This window comes from Bacillus sp. mrc49 (genome assembly GCF_002803435.1).
The window spans coordinates 15,431-31,665 of record NZ_PHNG01000796.1; the positions used below are offsets into that span (position 1 = coordinate 15,431).

At 43.9% G+C, this 16,235-nt stretch carries 19 protein-coding genes; 10 read left to right on the forward strand and 9 right to left on the reverse strand.

What is annotated here, in order from left to right:
* Window positions 1-96: 96 nt before the first annotated feature.
* Together CVN76_RS25720 and CVN76_RS25725 are read left to right on the forward strand one after the other, a co-directional pair.
* Window positions 97-573, forward strand: coding sequence for a GNAT family N-acetyltransferase (locus CVN76_RS25720; RefSeq protein ID WP_100533574.1), 477 nt, complete (start codon window positions 97-99; stop codon window positions 571-573).
* 43 nt (window positions 574-616) lie between these two features.
* Window positions 617-1,231 (forward strand): PH domain-containing protein, encoded by a 615-nt coding sequence (locus tag CVN76_RS25725; RefSeq protein WP_100533575.1) that lies wholly within the window; start codon window positions 617-619, stop codon window positions 1,229-1,231.
* A gap of 41 nt (window positions 1,232-1,272) precedes the next feature.
* On the opposite strand, the gene CVN76_RS25730 is transcribed toward CVN76_RS25725, so the two are convergent.
* Window positions 1,273-2,130, reverse strand: coding sequence for a manganese catalase family protein (locus CVN76_RS25730; RefSeq protein WP_100533576.1), 858 nt, complete (start codon window positions 2,128-2,130; stop codon window positions 1,273-1,275).
* A 141-nt stretch (window positions 2,131-2,271) separates the two neighbouring features.
* Here CVN76_RS25730 and CVN76_RS25735 point away from each other — a divergent pair, with 141 nt between their 5' ends.
* Entirely contained in the window at window positions 2,272-3,027 is a 756-nt protein-coding gene (locus CVN76_RS25735; RefSeq protein ID WP_100533577.1) for a TraR/DksA C4-type zinc finger protein, read from the forward strand.
* A gap of 50 nt (window positions 3,028-3,077) precedes the next feature.
* On the opposite strand, the gene CVN76_RS25740 is transcribed toward CVN76_RS25735, so the two are convergent.
* The 5 genes from CVN76_RS25740 to CVN76_RS25760 form a co-directional block, all read right to left on the reverse strand.
* Complete coding sequence (locus CVN76_RS25740) at window positions 3,078-3,575, reverse strand: HugZ family pyridoxamine 5'-phosphate oxidase (RefSeq protein WP_100533578.1); 498 nt, start codon at window positions 3,573-3,575, stop codon at window positions 3,078-3,080.
* 17 nt (window positions 3,576-3,592) lie between these two features.
* A complete protein-coding gene (locus CVN76_RS25745; RefSeq protein ID WP_100533579.1) occupies window positions 3,593-4,384 on the reverse strand; it encodes an ABC transporter ATP-binding protein in 792 nt (263 codons plus the stop codon).
* A gap of 2 nt (window positions 4,385-4,386) precedes the next feature.
* Entirely contained in the window at window positions 4,387-5,373 is a 987-nt protein-coding gene (locus tag CVN76_RS25750; protein WP_100533580.1) for a FecCD family ABC transporter permease, read from the reverse strand.
* A gap of 26 nt (window positions 5,374-5,399) precedes the next feature.
* Window positions 5,400-6,383 carry an ABC transporter substrate-binding protein gene (locus tag CVN76_RS25755; protein ID WP_100533581.1) on the reverse strand — a complete coding sequence of 328 codons (984 nt, stop codon included), beginning with the start codon at window positions 6,381-6,383 and terminating at the stop codon, window positions 5,400-5,402.
* Between the two features lie 291 nt (window positions 6,384-6,674).
* Entirely contained in the window at window positions 6,675-7,850 is a 1,176-nt protein-coding gene (locus CVN76_RS25760) for a MalY/PatB family protein (RefSeq protein WP_100533582.1), read from the reverse strand.
* A 102-nt stretch (window positions 7,851-7,952) separates the two neighbouring features.
* On the opposite strand from CVN76_RS25760, the gene CVN76_RS25765 reads away from it, so the two are divergent.
* Window positions 7,953-8,213, forward strand: a complete 261-nt coding sequence (locus CVN76_RS25765; protein ID WP_100533583.1) for a DUF1871 family protein — start codon at window positions 7,953-7,955, stop codon at window positions 8,211-8,213.
* Window positions 8,214-8,266: 53 nt separating this feature from the next.
* Here the strand turns inward: CVN76_RS25765 and CVN76_RS25770 are convergent, their stop codons facing one another.
* Complete coding sequence (locus CVN76_RS25770) at window positions 8,267-9,136, reverse strand: alpha/beta fold hydrolase (RefSeq protein WP_100533584.1); 870 nt, start codon at window positions 9,134-9,136, stop codon at window positions 8,267-8,269.
* 300 nt (window positions 9,137-9,436) lie between these two features.
* Between CVN76_RS25770 and CVN76_RS25775 the strand changes: the two genes are divergently transcribed.
* Together CVN76_RS25775 and CVN76_RS25780 are read left to right on the forward strand one after the other, a co-directional pair.
* Window positions 9,437-9,937: an Lrp/AsnC family transcriptional regulator gene (locus CVN76_RS25775; protein WP_100533585.1), complete on the forward strand. Its 501-nt coding sequence runs from the start codon at window positions 9,437-9,439 to the stop codon at window positions 9,935-9,937.
* Window positions 9,934-11,103, forward strand: a complete 1,170-nt coding sequence (locus CVN76_RS25780; RefSeq protein WP_100533586.1) for an aminotransferase — start codon at window positions 9,934-9,936, stop codon at window positions 11,101-11,103. The genes CVN76_RS25775 and CVN76_RS25780 overlap by 4 nt, the downstream gene beginning before the upstream one ends.
* Window positions 11,104-11,260: 157 nt before the next feature.
* On the opposite strand, the gene CVN76_RS25785 is transcribed toward CVN76_RS25780, so the two are convergent.
* On the reverse strand, window positions 11,261-11,614 hold the full coding sequence (locus CVN76_RS25785; RefSeq protein WP_061143893.1) for a helix-turn-helix domain-containing protein: 354 nt from the start codon (window positions 11,612-11,614) through the stop codon (window positions 11,261-11,263).
* Between the two features lie 431 nt (window positions 11,615-12,045).
* Here CVN76_RS25785 and yugI point away from each other — a divergent pair, with 431 nt between their 5' ends.
* Window positions 12,046-12,450 carry a S1 domain-containing post-transcriptional regulator GSP13 gene (gene yugI, locus CVN76_RS25790; protein WP_061143894.1) on the forward strand — a complete coding sequence of 135 codons (405 nt, stop codon included), beginning with the start codon at window positions 12,046-12,048 and terminating at the stop codon, window positions 12,448-12,450.
* Between the two features lie 130 nt (window positions 12,451-12,580).
* On the opposite strand, the gene CVN76_RS25795 is transcribed toward yugI, so the two are convergent.
* Complete coding sequence (locus CVN76_RS25795; RefSeq protein WP_100533587.1) at window positions 12,581-12,814, reverse strand: DUF378 domain-containing protein; 234 nt, start codon at window positions 12,812-12,814, stop codon at window positions 12,581-12,583.
* Window positions 12,815-13,026: 212 nt separating this feature from the next.
* Between CVN76_RS25795 and CVN76_RS25800 the strand changes: the two genes are divergently transcribed.
* The 3 genes from CVN76_RS25800 (at window position 13,027) to CVN76_RS25810 (ending at window position 16,149) form a co-directional block, all read left to right on the forward strand.
* Entirely contained in the window at window positions 13,027-14,190 is a 1,164-nt protein-coding gene (locus tag CVN76_RS25800) for an iron-containing alcohol dehydrogenase (protein WP_100533588.1), read from the forward strand.
* Window positions 14,191-14,341: 151 nt separating this feature from the next.
* Window positions 14,342-15,688, forward strand: a complete 1,347-nt coding sequence (locus CVN76_RS25805) for a glucose-6-phosphate isomerase (RefSeq protein WP_061143897.1) — start codon at window positions 14,342-14,344, stop codon at window positions 15,686-15,688.
* A 134-nt stretch (window positions 15,689-15,822) separates the two neighbouring features.
* Window positions 15,823-16,149 (forward strand): FlxA-like family protein, encoded by a 327-nt coding sequence (locus tag CVN76_RS25810; protein ID WP_100531222.1) that lies wholly within the window; start codon window positions 15,823-15,825, stop codon window positions 16,147-16,149.
* Window positions 16,150-16,235: the final 86 nt, after the last annotated feature.

The following is a 16,235-nucleotide window of genomic DNA, read 5'->3' on the forward strand; positions in this document are numbered from 1 at the left end:
TCGACAATCCGAATCAATAATAAATAGTTCCCTTATCAGCATAAGCCTTTTATACTATAAATCATAGAGATGGAAATTTTGGGGGCGTAAGTTGTTATGCAAATCGTGGCGAAAAGGATGATTGCGGCAGATACGGTTAAGCGTTTTTTCATAGACCACTGGGAGACGAGCCAAGTCGTTTTTTCAAGGGGCTTATTTCATTATGCCGAACTTGAGGGTTTCGGGGTGATGGATGAGGATGAAGAAATCTCGGGATTGGGCACGTACAAGGTGTCCGGTCAAGTATGCCAGATCATTTCTTTGAATAGTGTGCATGAGAATCAAGGTGTGGGCTCATCGTTGCTTTATGTGATGGAGAATATCGCTAAGGAGAAAAACTGCCATACAATTAAAGCGATTACGACGAATGATAATCTACAGGCATTGAAGTTCTTTCAAAAGCGAGGGTATGTCATTTCGGAAATCGTCCCAAATGCAGTGGAACATTCACGGGAAATCAAGCCTGAAATTCCTTTTTACAGCAGAGATGGCATCCCGATCCGAGATGAGATCATATTGGAGAAAAACGTCTAAAAGGGTGTAATTCACCTGGAATCATGATAGGAGGAATGGAGAAATGTTCAAGAAAATAGCGGCTGATGCCCTTGGTCTAAGTGATATTGGAAGTGTGATAAGTCCTGCCGATTATGACAAGGTCGATGCGGATGATTATATCATGCACGAAGATGGGGAAAAAATATATTTCCTGATTAAATCGAAAACGGATGAGTATTGTTTCACCAATCAAGCTTTCATCCATTTGGATGGGACAAGTGCGATCAGCAAGAAGCGTACACTTATGCGGTACAGCTACAGCCAGAATAATATTTCCAACGTGACCCTTGAAACGGCGGGAACCGTCGATTTGGATGCGGAAATTAAATTTTCGATCGGCGCAAGGACGTTCTCCATCGATGTCCATAAAAAATTCATCGAAAAATTGAAGGACCTGTTCAAATCACTCGTGAAAATATCGGAAATTTGCCATGAGAATGAATATGCCCTGCAATATGCGCAGCAAAGCGTAAATCTGGCTTCTTCAACCTTGAACCAGGTTCGGACCGAAGGGAATCAAATGGCGTCAAGCTTCAAGGAGATCAATGCTGCAGCGTTTGAATGGTTGATGGACAGCCGGAAAAAATACCATGTGAAAGATTTCGGATATGTTTTTGAAAAATATATCAATAATTAAAAGGGAGGCGGGCACAGATTCTTGTGTCCGCCTTCGCTTTTTTAATTGTTCAAGTCGTATAAGCCCGGGCTATGCTCATTCGGCATATCAGGCATTTCAGGAACGGGATAGCCATTTGGAGGTTCCGTGACGGAAAGCTGCCCGCCATTCCGGCTCGGAGTTTCACCTTGGAAAACCTCGCTGATCCGGGTTTGGTCGAGCCTGAAGTTGAATTGGGCATTATGATAGCCTAAATCCACATATTTGCGGCATTCAGGGTATTTATTCAAATCATAATTCGGTACAGGAAAGATCTTGCCCCAACTGACCCCGAGTGTTTCCAAGGCTTTGGCAAAAGCGTTTTGGTGAGCATTGTCGCGAACCATCAAAAAGGCGATCGTTTCACGCAACGATTTATTGGAGCTCATTTCATAAATCCTTGACTTTTGCAGCACCCCAGTCGATTCAAGAACGACATTATTCAACAGGTTTGCCACGATATTGCCATGGTCGTAAACATATGCGCCAGTCCATGGATTACCCCCGGCATCGACGGGCAGTGACGCCTTAGCTCCCATGATGAAATGGTGCGGGTTAGCTCCTCCCTTGATGACATCATCCAGTGGGGCACCATCGATACCGGAATTTCCGGGCATATTCCCACCTGCATCATTCAGCAACTGGTTGATCGTCGATTGGACAAGTTCAACATGGCTCAATTCCTCCAAGAATACACCACGGATCAAATCACGATATTGTTTGGCTTTGCCGCGGAAGTTGGCGCTTTGGAATGAGTATTGCATCATCGTCCGCATTTCACCGAATTGCCCTCCTAGCGCTTCCTGAAGAACTTTGGCCGCACTCGGATCAGGCTTATCAGGAACGATCATATTGATTAAATCTTCTTTATAGAAATACAATGAAAGGCCCCCTAGAAATTGATATTTCTCAATTAGCTTTTGTTAGCTGATTTATTTTATTCCTAAGGTAAAAAATACCTTTATGGAATGACTCGAAGAGAGAAATACTAGAGGGAGAACAATTATGAAAGGATGTTGCACATGCTTTCCACTCAGCAGCTAAAAGGCTTTCAACAGCAATTGCAGCAAACGAAGCAGGAGCTGAAAGAGCGATTACATGATTCGGGCGACTTCGATTTAAGAAGAAGCATGCACGATTCGACCGGTGAATTATCCAGTTATGATAATCACCCTGGCGATCAAGGAACCGAATTATATGAACGTGAAAAGGATTTGGCGCTTACAGAGCATTATCGCGATGAAATAAGTGATATCGATCGGGCCCTAACCGCCATCAAGGCAGGGGAGTATGGTAAATGTGAGGTTTGCTCAGCCGATATTCCGCTTGAACGGTTGAATGCCATCCCTACGACTACCTTTTGTGTCGAGCATACCCCATCAAGGGAAACCTCGGACAATCGTCCGATCGAGGAAGAAGTGCTGGGGCCATCATTCGGTAAATTCGATAACGAAGAACGAAACGAATCGGTCGCGTTCGATGCCGAGGATTCATGGCAGGAAGTGGCATCCTTTGGAACATCCGAAACGCCTTCCGATTTCGCTTATCCGCCAAACGATTACGAAGATATGTATATCGATTCAGAAGAGAACATCGGGTATGTAGAGGATTATGAAAATTTCGTAGGTGTCGATATATATGGGAAGGAAATAACGGTATACCCAAATTCCCAATATGAAGAACTGAAGGAAGAGCTTTTTGAAGAAAATATCCAAACCTCCTTTGGGGATTTGCCTCGTTATGAGCATGATCCTTATGTGGAGGAAGAAAAAGAATAAATGGCAAAAGGAGAGCACATTATGGTGTCTCTCCTTTTGATATCCAGTGCTTATTTATTTTTATCGACAATGACATGCTCGAACTTATCTCCTGGTAAGTCGATGGAAAACGCTTGACCGAAACCAATTACATACCGTCCATCAGTTGGCGTAAGTTCAAATAGGGACAGATCCAATCCCCTTAAAACACCCATCATCGGTGCACCGTGGTTCTCTGCGAATTTAGAAAATATAACTTCATGACCTTCATTTCCAATGTTTTCAGCGGTGCATTGAAAGCGGACCCGTTCCAGTGCGAATAAATTAGTGGAACTCTGTTCATCCGCAAGCAGCATGATGCTGATCAGATGATTGGCTTCGATAAATTGATAATGATCGGAAATCTTGCTGATATAAATATAAAACTTTCCTTCATGCTGAACGAACGGGGCATAGCTAATGAATGGATCTCCATTGGCATCCTTGGAGCTGATCACCATCGTATTACACTTGTTTATAAATCGTACATACTGTTCCTTTTTTGCGGAGACATCCATTGATTTTACCATTTACTTTCCTCCTCCTTTTAGTGTGTTGTTTCCCGTGAAATGCCCACCAAATTAATCCGTGGCTTTCCATGCTGATAATGCGAATCGATTTCACATTCCACTCCATAAACGCTGCGAATCATTTCTTTCGTCATGACCTCTTCCGATGTTCCATATTTCACGATAGTTCCTTTTGAAATGACACATATCTTATCACTATAAATACTTGCTTGGTTTAAATCGTGAAGCACCATCACCACCGTCATGCCCAAATCGCGATTGACGGTATGCACAAGTTCGAGCAGCTGAAGTTGATGGGCAATATCTAGGTAGGTAGTCGGTTCATCCAGCATCAATACTTTCGGTCGCTGCGCTAAGGACATCGCAATCCAGGCACGCTGTCCTTCCCCGCCGGAAAGCGAGGACACCAGGCGATCCTTTAGCGGAGTTAGTCCCGTTTTTTCGATCGCCCAATCCACGATGCTCAAGTCTTCATCATTTGTACGCTCATACCATTTCTTGTGGGGGGTGCGTCCGTATTTCACCAACTCTTCTACCGTGATATCCGAAGGCGGTTCATTCGTTTGAAGCAGGACGCTCATCATTTGCGAGATGGTTTTCTTTTTCAAAGAATGCAGATCCTTGCCATCTAAAAAAATCTTTCCGCCCTGAACGGGAATCATCCTGGACATCGCTTTTAGCGCGGTAGACTTTCCCGAGCCATTCGGACCGATGATTGATACGATTTCTCCTTTTGAAACGTCGATCTTAAAATCATTTAATATTTTCTTATGATCATAACCTACATCCAATGATTGAGCTTTCAGCATTTTTATATGTCACCCGCTCTCATCAGATATAAAAAATAAGGTCCTCCAACCATGGCCATCACAATCCCTGCTGGAATATCCAAGGGTGAGAAAAGGGAACGGCCGATTGTATCCGCCACCAATAAAACGAGTGCCCCCAAGACCATGCTCATCGGCAATAAGCGACGGTAATTGGATCCGACTAAAAATCTCGACATATGTGGGACGATAAGTCCAACAAAACCGAGCAATCCGACAATTGAAACGGAAATGGCCGCTAAATATACAGCAATGAGAGAAAGGACGATTCGGATCCGGTTCGTATTTTCCCCTAAGTTCACCGCTACATTTTCCCCAAGATTCAATATGTTTGCCGGTCGAATGCAAAACAATGCGGCAACCCAGCCAATGAGTGAATAGGGGAAGAGGAGGCTGACATCACCCAAACCCTTTGCGGATAAACTGCCATTTAACCATTGAAGTGCCGAAGGGAGGCGATCGCTATAAAGAATCGACAGCAGACCGGTTATCCCGCCAAAAACAGCATTGACCGCGATGCCTGAAAGGATGATTCGGATCGGCGATATACCATTCTTCTTCCAGGCGAGTGCGTAGACTAAGGTAACGGCTATAAGCCCTCCCGCCACCGCAGCGAGCGGAATATATTTGCCGAAGCTGGGAAATAGAAGCAGGATGAACAATACCGTAACAGCCGCACCGCTTGATACGCCGGTCAAGCCTGGGTCTGCCAATGGGTTTCTCATGACAGCCTGAAGAAGGGCACCGGATATGGCTAAATTGATTCCGACTAGGATTGCTATCAAGACCCTGGGAATTCGCAAATCCCAGACAATCGTTTCCGACATTTCCTGACCTGAGCCCAAAATGGTTCTGATCGTTTCCATAGGTGACAAATTCACACTGCCCATTCCAATTGATAAAATCATGAATATCAGCAGAAAAATGAATAAGACACCTATCCTTAATCCTCTTTTTGGTTTTTTTTTCATTTAATCCAACCCTCATCTGCAATCAATTACTTATATAAAATCTCGCTTAGCTGCTCCAAGCCGGTCGTTGCTTTTTCAATGGATGCATAGCCAAAGATTTCGTAGTCAAGAGCTTGGACGCGATCTTCTTTAAAGGCATTTAATTTCTCCCATGCGCCATTCTTTTTTACATCCGCTTTAAACTGTTCTAATGCCGCAGTCGGATCACCATGTGAAACAAGAAGTATGGCATCCGGGTTAGCCGAGATTACATCTTCCATATTCATCGGCACGTAGGCCTCGGTTGATTTCAACACATCATTGACAATATTCGTAGCCCCTAATTTCTTAACTAGGCTGCCTACATACGTATTTTCGCTCATCAGCATAAACGATTCACCTGAACCGAATAGCACCATCACTTTAGACGAATCCTTGCCCTTGACGCCATCCAATACGGCTGTTTCCTTCTCTTGCAATTGCGTTATGTAGTCTTTCGCTTCAGCTTCCTTATGTAATACTTTTCCTAATACTTCGAGCGATATTTTTAGATCTTCATAAGAATCCGTTGGAATGTAAGCAGTGTCTACCTTACTATTCTTTATTTTCTTATCCAGGCTATCTTTGATTGATTCAGGTCCGATTACGATATCCGGCTTAAGAGTCACGATCTTTTCCACATCTGGTTCAATGGGAGAACCGATTTGGGTAACCTTTTCATATCCTTTTGGCAATTCATGAGTGGAAGTGGGAATCCCGACTGGCTTCACATTCAATATTTGTAACATTTCCGCAATCGAAACAGATGTCGTTACAATGGATTCCGTATGCTTCGAAGGAAATTGCTTGGTTAATTCCTCTATCTTGTCGTTACTGGAAGCCGTTGTCCCACTTTGAGCTTTTGCAGCTTCACTTCCATGCTCTGCAACTACCTTTTCACTGGTTTTTCCTGATCCTGCCTTGTCTTCGGCACACCCGCCCAAAACCAATAATGCAGATAAGAATACCGTTCCGTATATCCTTTTTTTCATCGTATAATTCCTCCGTCCGGTTTAATTAATAATAATAATCATTATCAATTAGAAACATACCAGACAATCGACGGGTTTACAACAGCTATTTTCGGAAAAGGGGAAACCGCCCTGTGCATAATGGTCATTGAATGATACGAAAAGCCATTCTACATATGTAGAATGGCTGCTGCAGTTTTTATGGGGGAGATTGCACTTGAGTGACAGACTCAAATGCACTTTCCACTCGACTCTCATGAAAAACGAAAAGGGTTTCCCAATGAGATCATTCGGAACACCTATCGAGACAATTTATGAAAAAGCTCGTTTTAACCGCTTTAGCCCCTCAAGGAGTGTAGCGCGTGAACAGCCGATGTTCATCCGGACAAAGCCTTCTCCGCCCGGGCCATATTTTAGGCCAGGCTCCAGTGCCAGCTTACCTTGAAGGATCAACCGCTCCTTGATTTGGGCATCAGTCAATCCGAGGCCACGGCAGTCTATCCATAATAGGTAGGACGCATCAGGATGCATCACATGCAGTGCAGGAAGTTCTTCAGCAATGAATTTCTCTGCCAGCTTAATATTTTCCTCGATGTAGTCCATCATTTCCGTCAGCCATTCCAAGCCTTCACGGTATGCGGCTTCCATGGCTGTCAGGGCCAGGATGTTTAGACCATGGAAAGCTAGTTTCGTTTGAATCTTTTGCAATGGAAGCTGCAGTTTCTTGTTGCTGGTGATCAGGAATGAAGCCTGCATGCCGGCAATGTTGAATGTTTTGCTTGGGGCCATCAGCGTCACGGTCATCGCCGCTAATTCTTTTGAAAGCGAGGCAATCGGGTAATGTGTCGATCCCTTGTGGAACAAGTCAGCATGAATTTCATCACTGACTATGATGACATCGTACTTTTGACAAAGTTCCCCGATTCGCAGCAGTTCGTCCTTTGTCCAGACACGTCCGCCCGGGTTATGAGGGCTGCAAAAAAGGAATAGCTTCACTCCGTTTTTCAGCTTGTCTTCAAAATCGGTGAAATCGATCGTAAAGCGGCCGTCCTCAAGGATAAGGGGACTGTTTACCACTTCCCGGTCGTTGCTGTTGATCATATCAAAAAATGGTGTATAAACAGGTGATTGAAGCAATATTTTATCACCGGGATTTGTAAAGGCTTGGATCGTCGTGCTGATGGCCGAAACGATACCGGAACTGAAAGAGATCCACTCTTTTTCGACTTTCCAGGAATGACGATCTTTCAGCCAGTTTTGAATTGCGGTGAAAACTGTATCCGAAGGGGCGGTATAACCTAAAATGGGATGTTTCAAGCGCTCGATCAACGCTTTTTGAATGCCTTCGGGAGCCGGGAAATCCATATCGGCTATCCACATTGGCAGTACATCCTCGCTTCCAAACAATGTTTTAAGCGAGCTTTTATCCCATTTCACGGATCCCGTGTTCTCCCTTTCATAATGTTCTTCAAAAATTGATTTATTCAAAATATCCACCACCGAAAAAATTTTTGTCGTTTTCGCTAAGAAGCAGTCAGTATGATACTATGATATCATGTTCTTTGAATTTATCGAGCAGGTGATGATTATATGGATACACAGCAAATGAATATAGCGTTGGTTGCCGTTTTACAAGAGTGGGACCCTTTCCGGATCGGAGGGGACTTATATGAACCGGAAATTGCCGATACAGTCGTAGCCATCCGGGATATCGATAGCCCGCGGGAGCTGGCGGAAAAAATACAATCCATTTACGAGTTCGCTTTCGATGAATCCATCGATTTCGACAAATGCCTCGAAGTTGCACAGAAGCTGCTCATCATAAAAAATGATGCCAGCTGTTCCATATAAAGGTCAAAAAAGGTGTCCCCAAATGCAGGGACGCTTTTTTAGATTTTGCCGCATTACTCGTGAGCATGTTCCTTACGTCCAAAGTCAAGGGCGGCTGTTCCGAGGAATCGCTTGATTAATTGGTAGATTTCCGCAGGCTTTTCCTCGGGAAGCAAATGGCCGGTTTCTTCAAGCACAACAAGTTCCGAGTTGGGCAGATCAGCATGAAGCCTTTGGCCGATTTCCAGCGGCACGACGCGGTCATGTCTTCCCCATACCAGCAGGCAGGGTGTCTGAATATCGCGAAGTTCATCCTTCAGCAAATCTACTTCCTTATCCCGGAGCATCCTCCCCAGGGCACGGAATATATCATGCTTTTCCATGAATGGCCTTATATATCCTTGGCGCATTTCATCATCGATCAGGGCAGGGTCATGGACAACATTTTTCAAGTTCTTTTCGATGCCAGATCGCTGTAGATACCCCTTTATCCCGAATGAAAAGAAAGGCAGGTAGCTGACCAGCTTCATCTTTTCCGAATAGCTTGGCTGATAGCCTGATCCGGCAAGGAGAATCGCGTGTTCAACCAAATCAGGATGCGATTGGATGAGTTGCAGGGAAACCTGCCCACCCATGGAATGGCCGATGATGCTGAATTTGCCGATGTTTTTCCCCGCTAAAAAGCGGACAACGGATTTGGCGATGTTGCGGAATGAATACGTATATCGATAATCTTTTCCGCTTTGTCCGAATGGAGGGAGGTCCAATGAGATCACGTTGAAATCCTTGATTAAGTGGGGCACCAACTTACGGAAGCTGAAGCTGGATGACAAGAAGCCGTGAAGCAGTACAAGGGTGGGGAGGGAGTCATCCATTCGGTCATATTCGAAATAGATATCTATATTATCCACCCGTTCCCTGCCAATGATTGTTTGACGTTCCATATTGGTCCTCTTTCCTCGTCATTGGTCAGCGGATAAAATGCCATAATCACCAAATATAGGGATGGTCCTGCTGTTGCATAACAGTAAATGTAATAATCCCCAGTAAAAATGACAAATGCTATAACAGCTCGCCAATCAATTTTGATATAATAGTGTAAGTTTATCCTGACAGAATAGGACTTATTAATTTTTATTGTCATATAGGATTCCGAAAAAGTCTAATGAGATCATTCGTGAGACGATCTGCCAGCCAAAAACCATCACATCTACATTAGTGAATTCCAAAAGGGGGGTTTTCCAATGCACTTGAATGAAGAGGAATTGGAAGTCTTGAGAATCATTGAAAATAACAGCCGGATCGACCTGAAAGATTTGGCTAAAATGACCGATTTATCAGAAGCGGACATTGAAATTACATTGAAAAAATTAGAAGATATGCGTGTCATCGTCCGTTATTTAACGGTCATCAATTGGGCTAAGGTGGATGAATACCACGGTGTCACGGCGATGATTGATGTGAAGGTTACACCAAAACGCGGCGTCGGTTTCGATGAGGTCGCAAAACGGATTTACAAATTCAAAGAAGTGCAATCTGTGTATTTAATGTCAGGCGCCTATGATCTTTCAGTCATTGTCGAGGGACGCTCGATGAATGAAGTGGCTAGCTTCGTTTCCGAAAAACTCTCGACGCTTGATTCCGTCATTTCGACGACGACGCACTTCATCATGAAAAAATACAAGCATGATGGCACCATTTTCGATCAAACTGAAGAAGATAAGCGGATCGTGGTGTCACCATGATAAAAACGAGTTATGTTTCAAGAACGATAGCAGAGCTTAGACCATCAGGCATCCGCCGCTTTTTCGACCTGGCAGCCAATTTGGAGGGGGTCATCTCGCTTGGCGTGGGTGAACCTGATTTCGTCACATCGTGGGCAGTAAGGGAGGCGGCGATCAATTCCCTGGAGGAGGGATTTACCTCTTATACGGCCAATGCCGGTTTATATGAGTTGAGGTCGGAAATCAGTCGATATATGGAAAAGCAGTTCCATGTTTCTTACAGACCAGAGGACCAAATCATCGTCACGGTTGGTGCAAGCCAAGCGCTGGACATTACTTTGAGGACCATCTTGAATCCTGGTGAAGAAGTCATCGTTGTCGAACCGTGCTTCGTTGCATATGCACCTTTGGTTACGATGGCGGGAGGGGTCCCGGTCACGGTCCAAACCTCGAGGGCCGATGACTTCAAGTTGACGCCCGATCAACTCGAAGCGGCGATTACGCCCAAAACGAAGGCTGTTTTGATTTGCTCGCCGAATAATCCAACCGGTACCCAGCTTGGGCATGAAGAATTGGTGATGCTTGCTGAGATCGTCAAAAAATACGACTTGCTGGTCATTTCCGATGAAATCTATGCCGAGCTTGCCTACGATGAGCAGTTCACTTCATTTGCCGCCATTGATGGCATGCTGGAGAGGACGATAGTCATCAATGGATTTTCGAAAGGGTTTGCGATGACAGGATGGCGGCTTGGTTTCGTTTGTGCTCCCAAGGAAATTTCCGAAGCGATGCTCAAGCTTCACCAATATGCGATGATGTGTGCGCCGACGATGGCGCAGCATGCTGCATTGGAAGCCTTGAAGCATGGAATGCAGGACGTAGAGGATATGCGTCGCAGCTATCGGAGAAGAAGGAACTATATCGTCAAATCATTTAACGAAATAGGGCTTGACTGCCATAATCCCGGCGGGGCGTTCTATGCCTTTCCATCCATCGAGAAGACCGGGATGACTTCAATGGAATTTGCCGAAAAACTATTGACCGAGGAACTTGTTGCGGTCGTTCCGGGAGATGTGTTCGGCAAGAGCGGAGAAGGTCATATCCGTTGTTCCTATGCATCCTCCATGGAGCAACTTCAGGAAGCGCTGAAGAGAATGGAACGTTTCATGGCTAACCATTGTAAATAAGCAAAAAAATAGGGATCCGGCCATTATGCAGCCGGATCCCTTTCCATAGGGGGAATTAGAAAAAAGAGTTAATCTAATGGATTAACATAGAAAGTGTTAATCATAGTATATCCAGCATGTTGATAAAAAATACACATACCATGACCATTTTTTTGAATTAAGCTTGTGTATTATATAAAGTATGCATAACATTCAGAATTTGTTCTTCACTGAAATCCTTGGCCGCCCTTAAGATGAGTTCAGCCTTTTTGGTGCCGATTTCTTCAATTAGTTTTTTGATGTCGTCGTCCATGCCAACTGCATTCCCGGTAGGGGCATCCTTCAAAAATTCCGAAGCAGGAATATCAAGAACGGTGGAAAGACGTAAAATGGTTTGTGTATCAGGGACCGATTCCCCTGATTCATACTTTTCGATTTTTTTGGTGCCGATTCTTAATTTCAAAGCCAGTTCCTGCTGCGTGAGGTTATGGTCTTCTCGATATTGCCGAATATTCTTCGCGACATTTGACATAGGGTAGGCACTCCTTTTTATGGAAAAAATTTAGTTAATGTCATTATTTTACCATATTATAACTTAAGAATAGGAAACTGAATATGTAGGTTTTGTGAAAAAAATCGCTTGCGAAACTTCGAAATGAGCATATCTTAAAGAATCAGGCGGTAAAAAAATTCAGTAATGAGGATTTTATAGCTGGCAGACCCGATGTTAGAAGGCTGAAGTTTTGCCATGGAAAAGGAAATCCAGGTTATTTGCAAATTATTAGGATAAGTTATAAATAACGATTTCATCTATTTAATTATTATTTCCAAAAAACAAACATTTTTTATGAGTAAAATCACAAAAAGTATGGTATACTTAACTTTGATTATTTACCAAATATGTGATATAATTTTTTATTGCGTGAAAAGACGAAAAAATATATATAAAATAGGAGTGTTACCATGTCTGAAAAATTCGAAATTGGTGCGGTAGTTACTGGTAAAGTAACTGGTATTCAACCATACGGTGCTTTTGTTGCTTTAGATGATTCAACTCAAGGTTTAGTTCATATTTCTGAAATCACTCACGGATTCGTTAAAGATATCAACGAACATTTAAAAGTGGGCGATGAAGTGAAAGTGAAAGTTCTTTCAATCGATTCAGCTGCTGGAAAAATCGGCTTATCGATCCGTGCTACAGAAGAAGCTCCTGAGCGTACTGAAGCTCCGAAAAAAGCTCCGAAAAAACGCCAAGCATCTGTTAAAGCAACATCTCACATCGAATCTACTGAAGGCTTCAACACATTGAAAGACAAACTTCAAGAGTGGATCGAACAATCTCAACGCGAAGACCTTATCAAAAAATAATTTTTTAAAACCGGCAGATCTTTTGATCAGCCGGTTTTTTTTTAACTAATGAAATAAAGCCGGGTCAGGATAATCCATGGCCCGGCTTTATTTGTTGTACATAAAAGATGTCCAGGAACTTACCCATACTTTAACGAGTCGGTTTTGTTTCTGGCTCCCTGGATATTTCAGGACTTGGTTTGAAGAGAAGACCAAGATTGACAAAGCCAGCAATTCCAACCAATCCATAAACGATACGGGCCAATGCAGCATCCTGGCCTCCGAAGATCGATGCGACTAAATCAAATTGGAAAAACCCGATTAATCCCCAATTGATTGCACCGATTATTGTAAGAACAAGTGCCGTTCTTTGAATTCCACTCATTGTACAGCCTCCTTTTTAAAATAAGTTCGTTCTTTACTTATCATGCTTTTTCATCATGTAAATATACATCTTTACAAAAGTTCCGGACGGATTTTTTGTATTTATATGTCACATTGGTCATAATGAAGAAAAGAAAAAACTTGCCATTGCCCGCGTGGATGATTACAAGGCTGCAAAAAAGGTGATGTGTCATGAAAAAGGAGAGAAATCCAATGGAAAATTACACGTTTAAAAATCCCACTAAAGTAATTTTCGGGAAAGATCAGCTTGAAAGCATAAAATCCGAAATTCCGGCTTATGGAAATAAAGTTTTACTCGTATACGGATCCGGTAGCATAAAGAAAAATGGCTTATATGAAAAAGTGATCAAAGCCTTGAAAGAAATCGATGCCGAGGTGCACGAACTATCCGGGGTTGAACCGAATCCGCGCATCTCTACCGTTCAAAAGGGTGTGGATCTTTGTAAGCAGCATCAGATCGACTTTATCCTTGCCGTTGGCGGCGGAAGCGTCATTGACGCTACAAAGGCCATTGCTGCAGGTGCTAAATATGACGGCAACCCATGGGAACTCGTCATTAAGAAGGCGCCGGTCGAGGCGGCATTGCCGTTTGGAACGGTGCTGACGTTGGCTGCAACGGGCTCCGAAGCAAATTCGGGATCCGTCATAACAAACTGGGAGACAAAAGAGAAATACGGTTGGGGCAGCCCATTGGTTTTCCCTCAATTCTCCATTTTAGATCCCGAAAACACTTTTTCGGTACCTAAAAACCAAACGGTATACGGAATGGTCGATATGATGTCGCATGTGTTCGAAACATACTTCCATCCCGAAACGCATGCACCGCTTCAGGATCGTTTCTGTGAATCGCTGTTATTGACCGTGATGGAAACGGCACCTGAACTATTGAAAGATCTCGAGAATTATGAGCACAGGGCTACGATCTTGTATGCCGGGCATATTGCCCTTAATGGTTCGCTCGGAGTCGGTTACAGTGGTGATTGGGCGACGCATAATATTGAACATGCCGTCTCGGCAGTGTATGACATCCCTCATGCCGGCGGATTGGCCATCCTGTTCCCGAATTGGATGAAACATGTACTTCATGAAAATGTCTCACGCTTCAAACAGGTTGCGATCCGGGTATTCGATGTCGATCCTGAAGGGAAAACGGATGAGGAAGCGGCACTTGAGGGAATTGACAGGCTTCGTGCATTTTGGAGCAGCTTAGGGGCGCCGACCACTCTTTCCGATTATGGAATTGATGACTCACAGCTGGAAGTCATCGCTGATAAAGCGATGAGCAGAGGCGATTTTGGCCGATTCAAGGTCCTGAACCGTGAAGATGTTCTTGCGATATTACGCGCTTCTTTATAATCAAGAAAAATATCCCCATTCCCACCTTTATGAGGTGGGAATGCAATTTATGTAATCGGGAAAATTCACCAATTACTTTATCCAGTTCTTGATTATCAGAAATACATCAGATAAAGTGAAAAGGAAAGTTACAATTGGAGGAGGAATTTGAATGGCCCATATACGTTTCGATTATTCAAAAGCCCTGCCGTTTTTCGGGGAGCATGAAATAACCTATTTGCAGGACGCCGTAAAAGTGGCACACCATTCCCTGCATGAACAAACGGGAGCAGGAAATGATTATCTTGGCTGGATCGATCTCCCTGCCAACTATGATAAAGAAGAATTCTCAAGAATCAAAAAGGCTGCAGCGAAAATCAAGGAAGATTCGGAAGTGTTGCTGGTTATCGGAATCGGCGGGTCCTACTTGGGAGCCCGGGCAGCGGTTGAGATGCTTCAACACAGCTTTTACAACATATTGCCTTCTGAAAAAAGAAAAACCCCGCAAGTTTTATTTGTAGGTAACAATATTAGCTCTACATATATGCAGGATTTAATGGATGTATTGGAAAATAGGGATTTCTCGATCAATGTAATCTCCAAATCCGGTACGACGACTGAACCTGCACTGGCTTTCAGGATCTTCCGGAAGCTTCTTGAACAAAAATATGGCGTGGAAGAAGCAAAAGGCAGGATCTATGCGACCACTGATAAAGAAAAAGGCGCATTAAAAACAGTGGCAACGGAGGAAGGCTTCGAAACTTTCGTCATTCCTGACGATGTGGGAGGACGCTACTCGGTGTTAACCGCAGTGGGCTTGCTTCCGATTGCAGTCAGCGGTGCGGACATCGATCAAATCATGGAAGGTGCCGAAAGTGCCAGAAACGATTTCAGTTCATCCGAGCTAGCCGATAATCAGGCATACCAATATGCCGCAGTTCGAAATGTCCTTTACAATAAAGGGAAAACGATTGAGATGCTGATCAACTATGAGCCGGGTCTGCAATATTTCTCTGAGTGGTGGAAGCAATTATTCGGAGAAAGTGAAGGCAAGGACCAAAAAGGGATTTTCCCTTCGTCGGCCAACTTTTCGACTGACCTGCATTCATTAGGGCAATATGTTCAGGAAGGTCGTCGCGATCTTTTTGAAACAGTCATTAAAGTCGATAATGCCCGTCATGAAATCTTGATCGAGGAAGCGGATAATGATTTGGATGGCCTGAACTATCTTTCAGGTGAAACGGTGCAGTTCGTCAATAATAAAGCATTCGAGGGCACGCTGTTAGCCCATACCGACGGCGGCGTTCCGAACCTTATCGTAACGGTTCCGAAGCTTGATGCGTATACGTTTGGCTACCTGGTCTACTTCTTCGAGAAGGCCTGTGCAATGAGCGGATACCTGCTTGGCGTCAATCCATTCGATCAGCCTGGTGTGGAAGCTTATAAGGTGAACATGTTTGCACTTTTGGGCAAGCCTGGCTTTGAAGAGAAAAAAGCGGAATTAGAGAAGCGCTTATAATAAAGAAAGGCATCAAGCTGGATGATCCATCCTGGCTTGATGCCTTTTTAATAGGCTCAAAAAACGTCCATTAAGGCAAAGTTAATAATCCTATCCGATACTCATGAAGAACAAAACGAAAGTGAGGATCAGATATGCAAATTTCATCAACGACAAGCTCCGCTTATTCGAGAGCTGGAGCAGGCGATTCGGCATATGCAATCAAGGAGCTGGAGAACCGGAGAACGGAGCTGCAGGCAGATATCCAGGAAGTATACCAAACGGATGACGAAGCAAAAGAAAAGGAACTGAAGCTCAAACAGCTGGAGCAGGAGATGCGGCAAATCGAAAGGCAGCTTCAGCAATTGCAAAGGAGCGAATCCAGGGAGGCATCAAAGGGGGAAGAAACGTCGCAAAAGGCTGGGGACCGCTTGGAAATCAGTGACGCGGCCATGCTCCTCTATATGGAATCGAAGGAATAATAAGGACATTTCAGGTTTTTTTAACGGCCATTTGGTTATGCTAATAGAAAAATAGCGAAAGAGGTTTTTTACAATGATCAAGATTT

Coding starts and splice junctions, on each gene's coding strand:
- CVN76_RS25720 (WP_100533574.1), top strand. CDS start 97: ATGCAAATCGTGGCGAAAAGGATGATTGCGGCAGATACGGTTAAGCGT.
- CVN76_RS25725 (WP_100533575.1), top strand. CDS start 617: ATGTTCAAGAAAATAGCGGCTGATGCCCTTGGTCTAAGTGATATTGGA.
- CVN76_RS25735 (WP_100533577.1), top strand. CDS start 2,272: ATGCTTTCCACTCAGCAGCTAAAAGGCTTTCAACAGCAATTGCAGCAA.
- CVN76_RS25740 (WP_100533578.1), bottom strand. CDS start 3,575: ATGGTAAAATCAATGGATGTCTCCGCAAAAAAGGAACAGTATGTACGA.
- CVN76_RS25745 (WP_100533579.1), bottom strand. CDS start 4,384: ATGCTGAAAGCTCAATCATTGGATGTAGGTTATGATCATAAGAAAATA.
- CVN76_RS25750 (WP_100533580.1), bottom strand. CDS start 5,373: ATGAAAAAAAAACCAAAAAGAGGATTAAGGATAGGTGTCTTATTCATT.
- CVN76_RS25755 (WP_100533581.1), bottom strand. CDS start 6,383: ATGAAAAAAAGGATATACGGAACGGTATTCTTATCTGCATTATTGGTT.
- CVN76_RS25765 (WP_100533583.1), top strand. CDS start 7,953: ATGGATACACAGCAAATGAATATAGCGTTGGTTGCCGTTTTACAAGAG.
- CVN76_RS25770 (WP_100533584.1), bottom strand. CDS start 9,136: ATGGAACGTCAAACAATCATTGGCAGGGAACGGGTGGATAATATAGAT.
- CVN76_RS25775 (WP_100533585.1), top strand. CDS start 9,437: ATGCACTTGAATGAAGAGGAATTGGAAGTCTTGAGAATCATTGAAAAT.
- CVN76_RS25780 (WP_100533586.1), top strand. CDS start 9,934: ATGATAAAAACGAGTTATGTTTCAAGAACGATAGCAGAGCTTAGACCA.
- CVN76_RS25785 (WP_061143893.1), bottom strand. CDS start 11,614: ATGTCAAATGTCGCGAAGAATATTCGGCAATATCGAGAAGACCATAAC.
- yugI (WP_061143894.1), top strand. CDS start 12,046: ATGTCTGAAAAATTCGAAATTGGTGCGGTAGTTACTGGTAAAGTAACT.
- CVN76_RS25795 (WP_100533587.1), bottom strand. CDS start 12,814: ATGAGTGGAATTCAAAGAACGGCACTTGTTCTTACAATAATCGGTGCA.
- CVN76_RS25800 (WP_100533588.1), top strand. CDS start 13,027: ATGGAAAATTACACGTTTAAAAATCCCACTAAAGTAATTTTCGGGAAA.
- CVN76_RS25805 (WP_061143897.1), top strand. CDS start 14,342: ATGGCCCATATACGTTTCGATTATTCAAAAGCCCTGCCGTTTTTCGGG.
- CVN76_RS25810 (WP_100531222.1), top strand. CDS start 15,823: ATGCAAATTTCATCAACGACAAGCTCCGCTTATTCGAGAGCTGGAGCA.